The sequence below is a fragment of the Streptomyces sp. OZ13 genome (genome assembly GCF_052068155.1).
Classification (GTDB): Bacteria; Actinomycetota; Actinomycetes; order Streptomycetales; family Streptomycetaceae; genus Streptomyces.
This window is the reverse complement of the sequence record NZ_JBQHCZ010000015.1, coordinates 44,202-57,961: the sequence shown is the minus strand read 5'-3', so window position 1 is coordinate 57,961 and position 13,760 is coordinate 44,202. Positions and strand designations below refer to the sequence as shown.

Sequence of the window (13,760 nt, the reverse complement as noted above, 5' to 3'; positions counted from 1 at the left end):
TCACTGCTCCTTGGAAGGGGCGCCGCCGACGCGCGCCAGTTCGGGCGAAGCGGTGTCCAGCGGGACCGACCAGGAACGCACCAGCCCCAACTGCACCGCCTGCCGTGGCAGTACGGCGTCGAGCGCCCAGTCGGCGGCGACGCGCACCCGGTTGCCGGGCATCGCGGCGAGGTGGTAGCCGCGGGTGACCGCGCCCGCGAGGGGCCCGGACAGTGCCACGCCGAGCGGGTTCGCGGCGGCCTTGACGCCTCCGAGGTCGACGGCGAAGCCGAGGTCGTGGTGGGAGTAGGCACGGGGGGTGCCGCGGCCGAGTGAGGCGGCGACGTTGTGGCCGGCCGTCCTGCCCTGACGGGAGGCGTGCTGGGCCGTCATCGGTGTGTACTCCCCCGGCCTGGTCACGTCGGGGACCGCGGCGGCGTCGCCGCACGCGAAGACCTCGGGGTGGCCGGGCACGGTGAGCCTGGAGTCGACGACCAGCCGTCCGCGCTCGACGGGAAGCCCGACCTCGGAGACGAGCGGGTCGGGCCGCACACCCACGCACCAGACGAGGGTGCGGGTGGCGATGTCGTCCCCGTCGTCGAGCAGCGCCCCGGTCGCCGTGGCCTCCTTGACGGAGGTCTTGGTGCGGACCTCGACGCCCCGCTCGCGCAGCACCCGGCCGGCGGTGTCGGAGAGCCTGCGGTCCAGCTCGGGGAGGACCCGTTCCGCGATGTCGACCAGGATCCAGCGCGGCGGGGGCTCCCGGTGGCCGGTGCGCAGCCGTTCCGCCAGCGCCCGGGTGAACAGGGCGCCCTGGGCGGCGACTTCGGTGCCGGTGTAGCCGGCACCGACGACGACGAACGTGCGGCGGGCCGTGCGCTCCGCCTCGGTCTCCGCGGTGGCGGCGAGCTCCATCTGCCGGGTGACGTGGTCACGCAGGTAGAGGGCTTCGGGCAGTCCGCGGAAGCCGTGTGCGTGTTCGGCGACGCCGGGAACGGGGAGCAGCTTGTTGACGCTGCCGACGGCGAGGACGAGCCGGTCGTAGCCGAGCCGTCCCGTCCCTCCCTCGGCGTCTTCGTAGTGGACGTACCGCCCGTCGAGGTCGACTCCGGTGGCCCGGCCGAGGACCAGACGGACCCGCGGCAGCGAGCCGGGCAGGGACACGGTGACCCTGCGGGGTTCGAGGATGCCGGCCGCCACCTGCGGCAGGAGCGGCAGGTAGAGGAAGTAGTCGGTCGGGTTGAGCAGGACCACCTCCGCGTCGTCGCGGAGGGTCCGGCCAAGGGTGCGGGCCGCGTGGAAACCGGCGAACCCGGCTCCCACGACGACGACACGGGAACGGCTCACGATCGGCTCCGTTCTGGACGTGAACGGTTACGGGACTTGCGCGTCGAGCGCGCTCCGGGTGCCCTCGGCGCCGCCGGTCAAACCCTGACCGCCCCGTTGACGCCCGGGCCGGACCCGGCCGTTTCCCGGGCGGCGGTCATCCGTGCGTGCGCCGGTCCGGCTTCGTACGTGCGGGGTTCACGCCCGTCCTCATTCGTACGTCCCAGGGTTCGCCCTGTCGTCGTACGTGCGAGCCCTGTCCTCATTCGTACGTGCGGGGGTTCGGCCTGTCCTCGACGACGGGCGTCGAGGGCGGCACGACCACACGCCGGCGCCGGGCGATGCTGGTGAAGGTCGCGACTCCGATGATGCCGACGGCCATGAGGATCAGCCCGACCACGTCGAGGTTCGCGCCTTCCACCTCCCAGTCGGTGGCGAACGTGAGAATCGCTCCGGCGGCGATCAGGATGATGCATCCGCCAAGACCCATGTGACTCACCTGTTTCTGTCAGTTCTGCGGTCCGTTCTTGTCCCTGTCATCCGGTCCGTTGCGGGTACCCGCCTGAGGTAGCGCCATGCATGGCGGCAGGCGGATAGGGCACGGGGCGCAATGGATCAAGAGCGACCCGGAGAGGGCAAGGTCACAGCCGCCGGACCTGCTGTGACTGTGGGTACTGACCTAACATCCGGGGCATGACGGTCCTCCCCGATGACGGGTTCTCACTGGCCGCCGAGTTTCCGGATGCGACCCATGAGCAGTGGCAGCGCCTGGTCGAAGGCGTACTGCGCAAGGCAGGCAAGGACGCGGCGGGCGCGGCGGCAGAGGACGCACTGTCCACGGCGCTGGAGGACGGGATCACCACCCGTCCTCTCTACACGTCCGCCGGCGGTGCCGACTCGGCCGGTTTCCCCGGTTTCGCCCCCTTCACCCGCGGCGCCACTCCGGAGGGCGGTTCGGTCGCGGGCTGGGACGTACGCCAGCGTCACGAGCGGCCGGACCCGGCCCGGACCAACGAGGCGATCCTCGCCGACCTGGAGAACGGCGCGGCCTCCGTGTGGCTGGCCGTCGGCGACACGGGCGTGCCCGTCGACGGTCTGGCCACGGCCCTGGAGGGCGTCCATCTGGACCTGGCTCCCGTGGTGCTGGACGCGGGCGGCGACTTCGAGGCCGCGGCACGCGAACTCCTCGGCCTGTACGACAAGCGGGCGACGGCCCCGGAGTCGGCGCTCGGCAGCCTCGGCGCGGACCCGCTGGGCCACGCCGCGCGCACGGGCCGCCACGCGGACATCGAGGAGCGGACCGCCGTCGCCGCCGAACTCGCCGCGCTCTGCAGCACCACGTATCCGAATCTGCGCGCGGTGAGCGTCGACGCCCTTCCGTACCACGAGGCCGGCGCCAGTGCCGCCCAGGAGCTGGGCTGCTCGCTGGCCACCGGTGTCTCCTGGCTGCGTGACCTGACCGCCGCCGGGCTGGACGCCGAAGCGGCCTGCGGGCAGCTGGAGTTCCGGTACGCGGCCACCGCGGACCAGTTCCTGACGATCGCCAAACTGCGGGCGGCCCGCCGGCTGTGGGCCCGCGTCGCCGAGGTGTGCGGAGTGACCGGCGGCGGCGCCGCCCAGCGCCAGCACGCCGTGACCTCCGCGGTGATGATGACGCGGCGGGACCCGTGGGTGAACATGCTGCGCACGACGGTCGCCTCGCTGGCGGCCGGCGCGGGCGGCGCCGACGCCGTGACCGTGCTCCCCTTCGACCACGCGCTGGGCCTGCCGGACGCGTTCGCGCGCCGCATCGCGCGCAACACGTCCTCGATCCTGCTGGAGGAGTCGCACCTCGGCCGGGTCGTCGACCCGGCAGGCGGCTCCTGGTACGTGGAGCGGCTGACTGACGAGCTCGCCCGGGCGGCCTGGGCGTGGTTCCAGGAGATCGAACGCGCCGGCGGCCAGGCCGCCGCGCTGCGCGGCGGACTCGTCGCCGAGCGCCTCGGCGCGACGTGGGAGAGCCGGCGCAGGAGGCTCGACACCCGCCGTGAACCGGTCACCGGCGTCAGCGAGTTCCCGCTGCTCGGTGAGCCGGCGGTCGAACGCGACCCGGCTCCGCGGCGGCCGTCGGGTGGCCTGCCGGTGGTCCGCCGCGACGAGGCGTTCGAGGAGCTGCGGGCCCGTTCCGACGCGCATCTGGCGGCGACCGGCGCCCGGCCCAGGGTGTTCGTCGCGGCGCTCGGCCCGGCGTCCGCGCACACCGCGCGGGCCGGTTTCGCGGCCAACCTCTTCCAGGCCGGCGGCATCGAAACGGTGCACGACCCGGTGAGTGTCGACGCGACCTCGGCCGCGGCGGCCTTCACGGCGAGCGGCGCGCAGGTCGCGTGCATCTGCTCCAGCGACGCGCTCTACGCGGAGCAGGCGGCGGCGGTCGCTACGGCCCTGAAGGCGGCCGGCGCTCTGCGGGTGTCCCTCGCCGGGCGGCCCGGCGAACAGCGTGAGACGTACGAGAGGGCCGGGGTCGACGAGTTCGTCGTCGCGGGCGGCGACGCGGTCGCCGTGCTGACCGGAACCCTCGACCGGATCGGAGTGGCGTGATGGGCATCCCGGACTTCACGGGAATCGAGCTGGGTCCCGCCACCGCGGGCACGGCCGACGAGAAGCAGTGGCGCGCGGCGCTCGAGGCCGCAACCGGCAAGGAGGCCGGTGAGCTGGTGTGGGAGACGCCGGAAGGCATTCCGGTGAAACCGCTGTACACGGACGCGGACCTGGCCGGCGTCGACTTCCTCGGTACGTATCCGGGTGTGGCGCCGTATCTGCGCGGCCCGTACCCGACGATGTACGTCAACCAGCCCTGGACGATCCGACAGTATGCCGGGTTCTCCACCGCCGAGGAGTCGAACGCCTTCTACCGGCGCAATCTCGCGGCGGGACAGAAGGGCCTGTCCGTCGCGTTCGACCTGCCGACGCACCGCGGGTACGACAGCGACCACCCGCGGGTCACCGGCGACGTCGGCATGGCCGGTGTGGCGATCGACTCGATCTACGACATGCGGCAGTTGTTCGACGGCATTCCGCTGGACCGCATGAGCGTGTCGATGACGATGAACGGCGCGGTGCTGCCCGTCCTCGCGTTGTACATCGTGGCGGCGGAGGAGCAGGGCGTACCGGCTTCGATGCTCGCGGGGACCATCCAGAACGACATCCTCAAGGAGTTCATGGTCCGCAACACCTACATCTATCCGCCCGGCCCGTCGATGCGGATCATCTCCGACATCTTCGCGTACACGGCGCAGAAGATGCCGCGCTACAACTCGATCTCCATCTCGGGCTACCACATCCAGGAGGCCGGGGCCACGGCCGACCTGGAGCTCGCGTACACGCTCGCCGACGGCATGGAGTACCTGCGGGCCGGTATCGGGGCGGGCATGGACGTGGACGCGTTCGCGCCGCGGCTGTCGTTCTTCTGGGCGATCGGCATGAACTTCTTCATGGAGGTCGCGAAGCTGCGGGCGGCACGGCTGCTGTGGGCGAAGCTGGTGAAGGGCTTCGACCCGCAGAACCCCAAGTCGCTGTCGCTGCGTACCCATTCGCAGACCTCCGGCTGGTCGCTGACGGCCCAGGACGTCTTCAACAACGTCACCCGCACCTGTGTCGAGGCGATGGCCGCGACGCAGGGGCACACCCAGTCGCTGCACACCAACGCCCTCGACGAGGCGCTGGCCCTGCCGACCGACTTCTCCGCGCGCATCGCCCGCAACACCCAACTGCTGCTCCAGCAGGAGTCGGGCACCTGCCGGGTCATCGACCCGTGGGGCGGCAGCGCGTACGTCGAGAAGCTGACGCACGACCTGGCCCGGCGCGCCTGGCGGCACATCGAGGAGGTCGAGGCCGCGGGCGGCATGGCGAAGGCCATCGACGCCGGCATCCCCAAGCTCCGCATCGAGGAGGCCGCGGCGCGCACCCAGGCGCGTATCGACTCCGGGCGCCAGCCGGTGATCGGGGTGAACAAGTACCGGGTGGAGTCCGACGAGCAGATCGACGTGCTCAAGGTCGACAACTCCCAGGTGCGGGCCCAGCAGATCGAGAAGCTGCGGCGGCTGCGCGCCGAGCGTGACGAGGCCGCCTGCCAGGACGCGCTGCGGGCCCTGACCGCGGCCGCGTCGGCCGGCCACGTCAAGGGCGGCGGCCTCGAGGGCAATCTGCTGGCGCTGGCGGTGGACGCCGCCCGTGCGATGGCGACCGTCGGGGAGATCTCCGACGCCCTGGAGAAGGTGTACGGCAGGCACTCCGGCCAGATCCGTACGATCTCGGGTGTGTACAGGAACGAGGCAGGCATGTCGCCCGCGGTGGACGCGACCCGTGCCCTGGTCGGGGAGTTCGAGCAGGCGGAGGGCCGGCGGCCGCGCATCCTGGTCGCCAAGATGGGCCAGGACGGGCACGACCGCGGCCAGAAGGTGATCGCGACCGCGTTCGCCGACCTGGGCTTCGACGTGGACGTCGGCCCGTTGTTCCAGACGCCGGCCGAGGTCGCCCGGCAGGCGGTCGAGGCGGACGTCCACATCGTCGGCGTCTCGTCCCTGGCGGCCGGGCACCTGACGCTGGTGCCGGCGCTGCGCGAGCAGCTGGCGGCGGAGGGCCGCGAGGACATCATGATCGTCGTCGGCGGTGTGATCCCGCCGCAGGACGTCCCCGCGCTGCACGAGGCCGGCGCCGCGGCGGTGTTCCCGCCGGGAACGGTGATCCCCGACGCCGCGCGGGACCTGGTGCGGACCCTGGCCGGTTCGCTCGGCCACGCCTTGTCGTAGGGCCTGCCCATGCCACCGAAGATCGACATCGACGCCTATGTGAAGGGCGTGCGGGACGGCTCGCGGGCGTACATCGCCCGCGCCGTCACGCTGGTGGAGTCGACCCGCCCCGACCACCGGGCGCTCGCGCAGCGGCTGCTGACCGAGCTGCTGCCGTTCGCCGGGGCGGCCAGGCGGGTGGGTATCAGCGGGGTGCCCGGCGTCGGCAAGTCCACCTTCATCGACGCGCTCGGCTCGATGCTCACGGGCCTCGGACACCGCGTCGCGGTGCTCGCCGTCGACCCGTCGTCCACCCGCACCGGCGGCTCGATCCTGGGCGACAAGACCCGGATGGAACGCCTGGCGGTGGACCCGGCCGCGTTCGTACGCCCCTCCCCCAGCTCAGGGACGCTGGGCGGGGTGGCCAAGGCGACGCGGGAGACGATGGTCGTGATGGAGGCCGCCGGCTACGACGTCGTCCTGGTGGAGACGGTGGGCGTCGGCCAGTCGGAGACCGCCGTGGCGGACATGGTCGACTCGTTCCTGCTGCTCAGCCTCGCCCGCACCGGTGACCAGTTGCAGGGCATCAAGAAGGGCGTGCTGGAACTGGCCGACGTGATCGCCGTCAACAAGGCCGACGGTCCGCACGAGCGCGACGCCCGCTCCGCGGCCCGCGAACTCGCCGGGGCCCTGCGCCTGATGAACCCCGCCGACGCCGCGTGGACCCCGCCCGTGCTGTCGTGCAGCGCCCGGGAGGGCACCGGGCTGGAAGCGGTGTGGGAGCGCCTGGAGCAGCACCGTACGATCCTGGGCTCGACCGGCGCTCTCGACGCCAAGCGCCGCGAGCAGCAGATCGGCTGGACGTGGGCGATGGTCCACGACACCTTGCTGGAGCGGCTGCACAGGCACCAGGGAGTGCGGGAGCTGACGGCCGGTCTCGAGGAGCAGGTCCGCGACGGGCGGCTGACCGCCACGCTCGCCGCGGAACGCATCCTCGAAGCCTTCGCGCAGCCGGAGCCGCGGCAGCCGTAGCGGGGGCAGGCCTCGGGGCGCATGGCGGGGCCGGGTGCGCGGTTCCGCCGATCCGCGCACCCGGCCCGTTCTCCCATCCCATGGCCGCTCGGCCGATCTTCGGGTCCCCGCCCTCCGCGGGTCCAAACCTGACCGTCCCGAAACTGCCGCGCCCGCCCGGTCCCCTTCCTGTGTCGGTGCCGGTGGAGCGGGGTACCCGGCCCCGGCAGCCGCCCCGAACGGGCTGGTGAGGGACGAATGGAAGGCGAACAGCGATGGCAGAGCTCGTAAGAGAAGTCATGACGGCCGGGGTGGCGGCGGTGCGGCCGGACGCCTCACTCGTCGAGGCGGCGCGACTGATGCGGGACCTGGACATCGGCGACGTGCTGGTCGCCGACGGCGACGAGGTGGTCGGGATGCTCACCGACCGGGACATCACCCTCCGTTCGGTCGCCGAGGGCGCGGATCCGGCAGGCGTCAGCGCCTCCTCCGCGTGCACCCCCGATCCGGTGTGCGTGGCCCCCGACGATTCCGTGGGCTCCGCGGTACGGCTGATGCGCACCCACGCGGTGCGCCGGCTGCCGGTCGTGGAGGACGGCCGCCCGCTCGGCGTGGTGAGCCTCGGAGACCTCGCCGCCGCCCAGGACCCGCACTCCGCGCTGGCGGAGATCAGCGTCGCGGAGAGCAACAACGAAAGGAGCTGATCATGCTGATCGCGTTTCTGACGGCCCCTGAAGGAGTGGAACAGGTCGAACTCACGGAGCCGTGGCAGGCCGTCTCGGACTCCGGCGACAAACCGCAGCTGGTGTCGACGCGTTCCGGCCGGGTGCAGGCGTTCAACCACCTCGACAAGGCGGACACCTTCCCCGTCGACCAGGTGGTGGCGGACGCGTCGGTCGACGAGTTCGGCGCGCTGGTGCTGCCCGGTGGTGTGGCCAATCCCGACGCGCTGCGTATGGACGCCGACGCCGTGGCGTTCGTCAAGGCGTTCTTCGAGGCGGGCAAGCCTGTCGCAGCGATCTGCCACGCGCCGTGGACGCTGATCGAGGCGGACGTGGTCCGCGGCCGCAGTCTCACCTCGTGGCCCAGTCTGCGTACCGACATCCGCAACGCGGGCGGCGAGTGGGTGGACGAGCAGGTGCGCGTCTGCGAGGCGGCCCCGGGCACGCTGATCACCAGCCGCAAGCCGGGTGACCTCGAGGCGTTCTGCGACGCGTTCACCACCGAGTTCGCGAAGGCTTCCGGCGTCGGCGCGAGCCGCTGAGCCGCCGGACACCACGTGTGGACGCGCCCGGCGCGTTCACACGCTCGAGGCTGCCCGGGCCCGGGCAGCCTCGGACACGGAGCAGGCCCCCGTGCGCCGGGGGCCTGCTCCGTGTCCCGGACGTCCGTGTCGCTGGACGCTCACTGCGTCCTCTCCCGGGCCCCCGAACGGGTACGGCCCGCGGCCACCGGCCGGTCGGGGTGGCGCCGCAGATACTCGGCCTCCAGGTCCGCCATCCGCACATTGTGCGCTTCCAGGGCGGCGGCCGAAGCGTAGAGGAGTGTGTCGTGGCGGCTGCGGTGGATGGTCTCGAGTTCCCGCAGCAGGTCCTGTTCGCTGAGGTCCGCCGGGTCGACGCCCCTGTGCCCGTGCTCGCTCTCGTTCACGGCAACCGTCCCTTCCGAGTCGTGCTGGTCGTGGCGTGTGTGGGTTGACCTTGCGGGTACCCGCTGGTGACGCGATACCCGGCCTCCGAGGGAGGAAGTCATGCAGCTGTCGTTTCTCACCCCTCTCTACGAGCGTCCAGGTCCATGGGCCAGCGTTCATCTCGACACCGGATGGGAGAACGAATCGACCACGAGGCGGCGTGAGCTGCAGGCCCGCGATGTGTGCGACTCCCTTGCACGGCAAGGGGCCGACGAGGCGACCTGGCGCGCCGTGTACGACGCCCTGATGTCGCGGCCGGGGCCGACGCACGGGCCGGGGCGCGCCGTGTTCGCGACCGCCGGTGAGGTGGTCCTCGATCCGCCGCTCGCCACGCCGCCGTCCGTTTCCGCGGACGTACGGTGGTCCGCCCTGCCGCACGTGTCGCCGCTGCTCGACCTCGGCGCCCGGGAACCGGTGTGCCTGGTCGCGTACATCGACCGGCTGGGGGCGGACCTGGAGGTGCGTACCCCCGTCGCCGCCCGCCCCGCCGGCCATGCCGAGGGCTGGGACTGGCCGGTGCACCGGACGGGCCGTGACGACTGGTCGGAGTGGCACTTCCAGCGGAGCGTCGAGAACACCTGGGAGCACAACGCCGGCGAGATCGCGGCCGCGATCGCCGCCCGCGAGCAGGAGGTCAAGGCGGACCTGATCGTGCTCGCCGGCGGGGCGCGTGAGCGCAGGGCGGTCCACGACAAGCTGCCCCCGCAGCTGCGGCCGATCGCCGTGGAGACCGAGCACGGCGGCCGGGCGGAGGGCGCGGCCACCCGGTTGCTCGACAAGGACATCGAGAGCGCCCTGCACGAGCTCGCCCTGCGCACCGCCGAGAAGGAGCTCGACCGGTTCCGCGCCGCCCACGACTCGGTCGCGCAGACCGTCCCCGACCTGGTGGATGCCGCCCGGGAGCACCGGATAGCCGAGCTGTTCGTGAGGCCGGACGGTGCCGACACGCAGCGCGAGGTATGGGTCGGCAACGAGCCCGACCAGCTGGCCGTACGCCGCACGGAGACGCAGTACCTGGGCGAGACCCGGCCCTCCGCGGCCCGCGCCGACGACGCGCTGCTGCGCTCGGCCGTGGTGACCGGCGCGGAGGTGCAGAGCGTCCCCGCCGACGGCTCCCACGACGTGCCGGTGGGCGGACTGGGGGCGCTGCTGCGCTGGCCGTACGAGGAGGGAGAACGGCGATGAGCACCCGAGGGAGCGGCGGCAGGGACAAGCATCAGCGCGCCGTGCTGCACACGCTCCTCGAGGACCACGGGCGCACGTACGCGGAGGAGGCCGGTATCAAGCTGCGGGACACGCCGCAGCCGCTCTACCGCCTGCTGGTCCTCGCCCACCTGCTGAGTGCGCGGATCCGGGCCTCCGTTGCGGTCGCGGCGGCCCGTGAACTGAGCGACGCGGGCATGCGCAGCCCCGAAGCGATGAAGAAGGCGTCGTGGCAGGAACGCGTCGACGCCCTCGGCCGCGGTGGCTACCGCCGTTACGACGAGCGCACGGCGACACAGCTGGGCGACGGGGCGGAGCTGCTGATCGAGCGGTACGGCGGCGATCTGCGGCGGATGCGGACGCAGGCCGACGGCGACGTCGACGAACTGCGCCGCCTCCTGCGGGAGGTTCCCGGCATCGGTCCGGCGGGCGCGGACATCTTCCTGCGGGAGGTGCAGGCGGTGTGGCCGGAGGCCGGGCCGCTGCTGGACGAGAAGGCTCTGCAGGGCGCCCGCCGGCTCGGGGTCGCCGACGACCCGGCGACGCTGCTGAAGCTTGCGGACGACACCGACGCGGCGCACCTCGCGGCAGGGCTGGTACGGGCCGCGCTCGACAAGGAACTCGCCGGTTCGGTGAAGGAACACGCGGCCGCCTGAGAGGCGCCGGGTCATCGGGCCGACGGAAAGGGCGGGTCGTGAACGGCCGACGGCGGTGGGCCGGCCGGATCGCGGTGAACCGGCGTAGCGGGCGGGCATGCGGATGCCGGACGCCGCGGCCTCCCGTAGCGTCCGGCATCCGCATGTCCGGCCTGTCACTTGCCCAGTGACCGCTTGAGCTCGTCCTTGTTCATGGATGAGCGACCGTGCACGTTGCGGCGCTGCGCCTCCGCGTACAGCTGGTCGTACGTGGGGCCTTCCGAGCCGCTCTGCGAGCGCTTGCCGCCGCGCCGCGAGGACGACATGTCCTGCGTGGAGGTCTTGCTCGCGCTCTTTGACTCGCCGGAACGGGCACGCTCCTTGTTGACCGTGCGCGCGGCCATCTCCTTGGCGCGCTTCTCGCTCGCTCCGCGTTCCTCGGCCCCCTCCTTGATGTGCTCGTACTGTCGTTCCCTCTTGGAACTCGAACCGCGTGGCATGACCACTCCTCAGCGACCGGATCTTGATACCGGGGACGGGGAACCAACCCCTCCACCGTGCGCCGCGCCCGGATGGGCCGCAATCGCCGCGACTTCGGGCGCGGCCGATCGGGTACTGCGTGAACCCCGCGCTCCGAGGGACATTCCGGCGGCCGGCCAGGCGTCTGACGGAGCCCGCCGCGAGGGCGGCCGGACGACTTCTGCCGGGCCCGACGGGCGCGCGTAAAATCCTGACCGGGCGCGATCACCCGCTGGTCTGGTCGCAGTGACTGCTCGAGATGGGAGTGGTCGTGGTCCTGCCTGCCGAAGGACCCGCGGGCGGCGGGCGCAGCGACCGGGCGTCGTTCGTCCACCGCCTCGGCGAGGAGAACGCCGCACTCCGTGAGGAACTGTCCCGGCGTCACCTGACCGATCTGGCCACCGGGATCCTCGCCGCCCAGCTGCGCATGGCGCCGTCGGAGGCCACGGAGCACCTCGCCCGCCTCGCCGAGTCCGCCTCGCTGAGCCGCGAGGACATCGCCGCGGACATCGTGAACGGCGTGGCCGGAAGTATCGCCGTCACCGCGCCCGGGCCGACGGCCGCCGCCCCCGGCGACGCACAGGGCGAAGGCCTTCCGCCGCACGCCGAGGCACGTCGGCTGCGCCAGGTGGTCACGACCGCCGAGGCCGCCGCCACCGTGTCCAAGGGCGCGGCCACGTTGCTGGAGGGCGGACTGCGGCCGCTCGGTGCGGAGGCGCTGTGGCTGTGGCGGCTGACCGGGTCCGGGTGCCTTCGGCTCGCGGGTCACGCGGGGGTGAGCGCTCTCGAGGCGTCGCAGTGGCAGTGGATCCCCCCGGCGGCTCCCGCACCGGTCCGCGCCGCCCTCGCGGACGGAACGCCCGTGTGGCTGCCGACGGGTCCGCCGCCGGGAGAGACGCTGCCCGGCCCCTCGGACCGCGCGGCCCGAGCGCTGTTCCCGCTCCGGTTGCGGGGCAGGACCGTGGGACTGGCGCTCGCCGTCTGGCCCGCCGCCGCCGACCTGGACGACTCCCTGCGCGGCGCGCTCACCGGCCTGGTCGAGGTCGCCGCGCGGGTGCTGGCGGCCGAGGAGGTGAGGCCGCCCGAGCAGCCCGTACTGGACGACCTGCTGGACGCGCTGGCCCATCCGGCGATGACCCTGAGACATGCCCCCCGGACAGGTGCCCTGCTCGTCGAGCACGTCAACGGTCCGGCCGGCGAGGCGCTGGGCGGCTCGCACCGGGCGGTGGGCCGGCCGGTGGAGGCCGCGTTCCCGCTGCTCCATGTCGATCTCGAGGCCATGTCCCGCCGGGCCCGGCTCGCGAGCACCCCCCAGCGGGCCGCGCGGCTGCCCGCCGAACACAGGTCCGGCACCGGCGCGCCCCTGGTGGACGTACGGGTGCTGCCGGCGGGCGAAGGCCGCACCGTCGTGCTGTGGCACACCCGGAGCGACCACCGCACGGCGGGCGGACGGGCCGTCGGGAGGCTGCAGGGCCTGGCGCTCTTCGAGGACGACTTCGGCTCGGGCCGGTCGACCTGGACGGAGCAGACGTACGCGATCTTCGGGATGCCCTTCGGCTCCGCGCCGGTCCCGCTGACCGAGCTGGAACCGCGTGTGCACCCGGACGACGCCGGGGAACTGCGCGAGCTCCTCACCGATCTGGTCGGGCGGCGCAAGGGCGCCGCGGCAGTCGTCCGCGTCGTCCGCCACGACGGCGGGCTGCGTCATGTCCGCATCGCCGCCGAGCCGTTGCTGGACGGGGCGGACCTGTGCGGGATCACCGGCGTCTATCAGGACATCTCGGCCGAGTACCACACGGAGGTCGCGCTGACGGCGACGTTCGACCAGCTCACGGCCCTGCGGGCGCAGGCGACGCTGCGGCACCGGCTGGTGCTCCAGCTCCAGCAGGCGATCGTCCCCGAGATGCCGTCGCTGATGAAGCTGCCGGGGCTGAGCGTGGCGGCCCGCTACCGTCCCGCGGCGCAGGAGTACCGGGTCGGCGGCGACTGGTACGACATCCTGCCGCTGCCCGACGGGAAGGTGCTGATGGCGGTGGGTGACATCGCGGGCCACGGCATCGACTCGGCCACCGGCATGGTGGCCCTGCGCAACGCGCTGCGCGGCCTGGCCTTCACCGGCCACTCCCCCTCCCGGCTGATGGCCTGGCTGAACGAGGTCACCCTGCACACCGCGGGGCATCCCACGGCCACGGCGCTGTGCGCGCTGTACGACCCGGGCGACCGGACGCTGCGCTGGGCGAGCGCCGGTCATCTGCCGATCCTGCTGCTGCGTCACGGCACGGCGCGGCTGCTGGATCCCCCGCGGGACATCCTGCTCGGCGCGACGCCCGCGCCCGTCTACCGGGAGGCGACGACGCAGCTGCGCCGGGGCGACACACTGCTGCTCTTCACCGACGGGCTCATCGAGCGCCGCCACGACGGCCTCGACGAGGGCCTGGCGGCACTGCGCCGCACCGCCGAGAAGCTCACGAACTGTCAGGTCGACGAGCAGGTGGACCGGCTGCTGCGGGACGCGACCGGCGACACGGACGACGACACCAGCCTGATCGCCGTGCGCGTCGGCTGAGGTCCCGCCGCGGGGACCCGGAGCACCGGCGGGGCGGCCCGGCAGCGGCACTGTTCCGGCCACGG

General features: G+C 73.0%; 12 protein-coding genes. 8 read left to right on the top strand and 4 right to left on the bottom strand.

The window, feature by feature from the left end; genetic code table 11:
- The gene (locus tag ACTMTU_RS27830) at positions 1-1,326 is read right to left on the bottom strand and encodes an NAD(P)/FAD-dependent oxidoreductase (RefSeq protein WP_441266203.1); all 1,326 of its coding nucleotides are present in this window, start codon (positions 1,324-1,326) and stop codon (positions 1-3) included.
- Between the two features lie 241 nt (positions 1,327-1,567).
- A complete protein-coding gene (locus ACTMTU_RS27825; RefSeq protein ID WP_189472929.1) occupies positions 1,568-1,795 on the bottom strand; it encodes a DUF6458 family protein in 228 nt (75 codons plus the stop codon).
- A 203-nt stretch (positions 1,796-1,998) separates the two neighbouring features.
- On the opposite strand from ACTMTU_RS27825, the gene ACTMTU_RS27820 reads away from it, so the two are divergent.
- The 5 genes from ACTMTU_RS27820 (at position 1,999) to ACTMTU_RS27800 (ending at position 8,346) form a co-directional block, all read left to right on the top strand.
- Positions 1,999-3,882, top strand: coding sequence for a methylmalonyl-CoA mutase family protein (locus ACTMTU_RS27820; RefSeq protein ID WP_441266202.1), 1,884 nt, complete (start codon positions 1,999-2,001; stop codon positions 3,880-3,882).
- On the top strand, positions 3,882-6,092 hold the full coding sequence (gene scpA, locus ACTMTU_RS27815; protein ID WP_441266201.1) for a methylmalonyl-CoA mutase: 2,211 nt from the start codon (positions 3,882-3,884) through the stop codon (positions 6,090-6,092). Before ACTMTU_RS27820 ends, scpA begins: the two co-directional genes overlap by 1 nt.
- 9 nt (positions 6,093-6,101) lie before the next feature.
- Entirely contained in the window at positions 6,102-7,103 is a 1,002-nt protein-coding gene (gene meaB, locus ACTMTU_RS27810; protein ID WP_441266200.1) for a methylmalonyl Co-A mutase-associated GTPase MeaB, read from the top strand.
- 254 nt (positions 7,104-7,357) lie between these two features.
- Positions 7,358-7,786, top strand: a complete 429-nt coding sequence (locus ACTMTU_RS27805) for a CBS domain-containing protein (protein ID WP_441266199.1) — start codon at positions 7,358-7,360, stop codon at positions 7,784-7,786.
- 2 nt (positions 7,787-7,788) lie between these two features.
- A complete protein-coding gene (locus tag ACTMTU_RS27800) occupies positions 7,789-8,346 on the top strand; it encodes a type 1 glutamine amidotransferase domain-containing protein (protein WP_441266198.1) in 558 nt (185 codons plus the stop codon).
- A gap of 140 nt (positions 8,347-8,486) precedes the next feature.
- Here the strand turns inward: ACTMTU_RS27800 and ACTMTU_RS27795 are convergent, their stop codons facing one another.
- Positions 8,487-8,732 carry a DUF6158 family protein gene (locus tag ACTMTU_RS27795; RefSeq protein ID WP_441266197.1) on the bottom strand — a complete coding sequence of 82 codons (246 nt, stop codon included), beginning with the start codon at positions 8,730-8,732 and terminating at the stop codon, positions 8,487-8,489.
- A gap of 100 nt (positions 8,733-8,832) precedes the next feature.
- On the opposite strand from ACTMTU_RS27795, the gene ACTMTU_RS27790 reads away from it, so the two are divergent.
- Together ACTMTU_RS27790 and ACTMTU_RS27785 are read left to right on the top strand one after the other, a co-directional pair.
- On the top strand, positions 8,833-9,957 hold the full coding sequence (locus tag ACTMTU_RS27790) for a baeRF2 domain-containing protein (RefSeq protein ID WP_441266196.1): 1,125 nt from the start codon (positions 8,833-8,835) through the stop codon (positions 9,955-9,957).
- The gene (locus tag ACTMTU_RS27785; RefSeq protein WP_441266195.1) at positions 9,954-10,631 is read left to right on the top strand and encodes an endonuclease; all 678 of its coding nucleotides are present in this window, start codon (positions 9,954-9,956) and stop codon (positions 10,629-10,631) included. Before ACTMTU_RS27790 ends, ACTMTU_RS27785 begins: the two co-directional genes overlap by 4 nt.
- A 155-nt stretch (positions 10,632-10,786) precedes the next feature.
- On the opposite strand, the gene ACTMTU_RS27780 is transcribed toward ACTMTU_RS27785, so the two are convergent.
- On the bottom strand, positions 10,787-11,110 hold the full coding sequence (locus tag ACTMTU_RS27780) for a plasmid stabilization protein (RefSeq protein WP_189472948.1): 324 nt from the start codon (positions 11,108-11,110) through the stop codon (positions 10,787-10,789).
- A gap of 290 nt (positions 11,111-11,400) precedes the next feature.
- Here ACTMTU_RS27780 and ACTMTU_RS27775 point away from each other — a divergent pair, with 290 nt between their 5' ends.
- Positions 11,401-13,695, top strand: coding sequence for a SpoIIE family protein phosphatase (locus tag ACTMTU_RS27775; protein WP_441266194.1), 2,295 nt, complete (start codon positions 11,401-11,403; stop codon positions 13,693-13,695).
- Positions 13,696-13,760 lie beyond the last annotated feature (65 nt).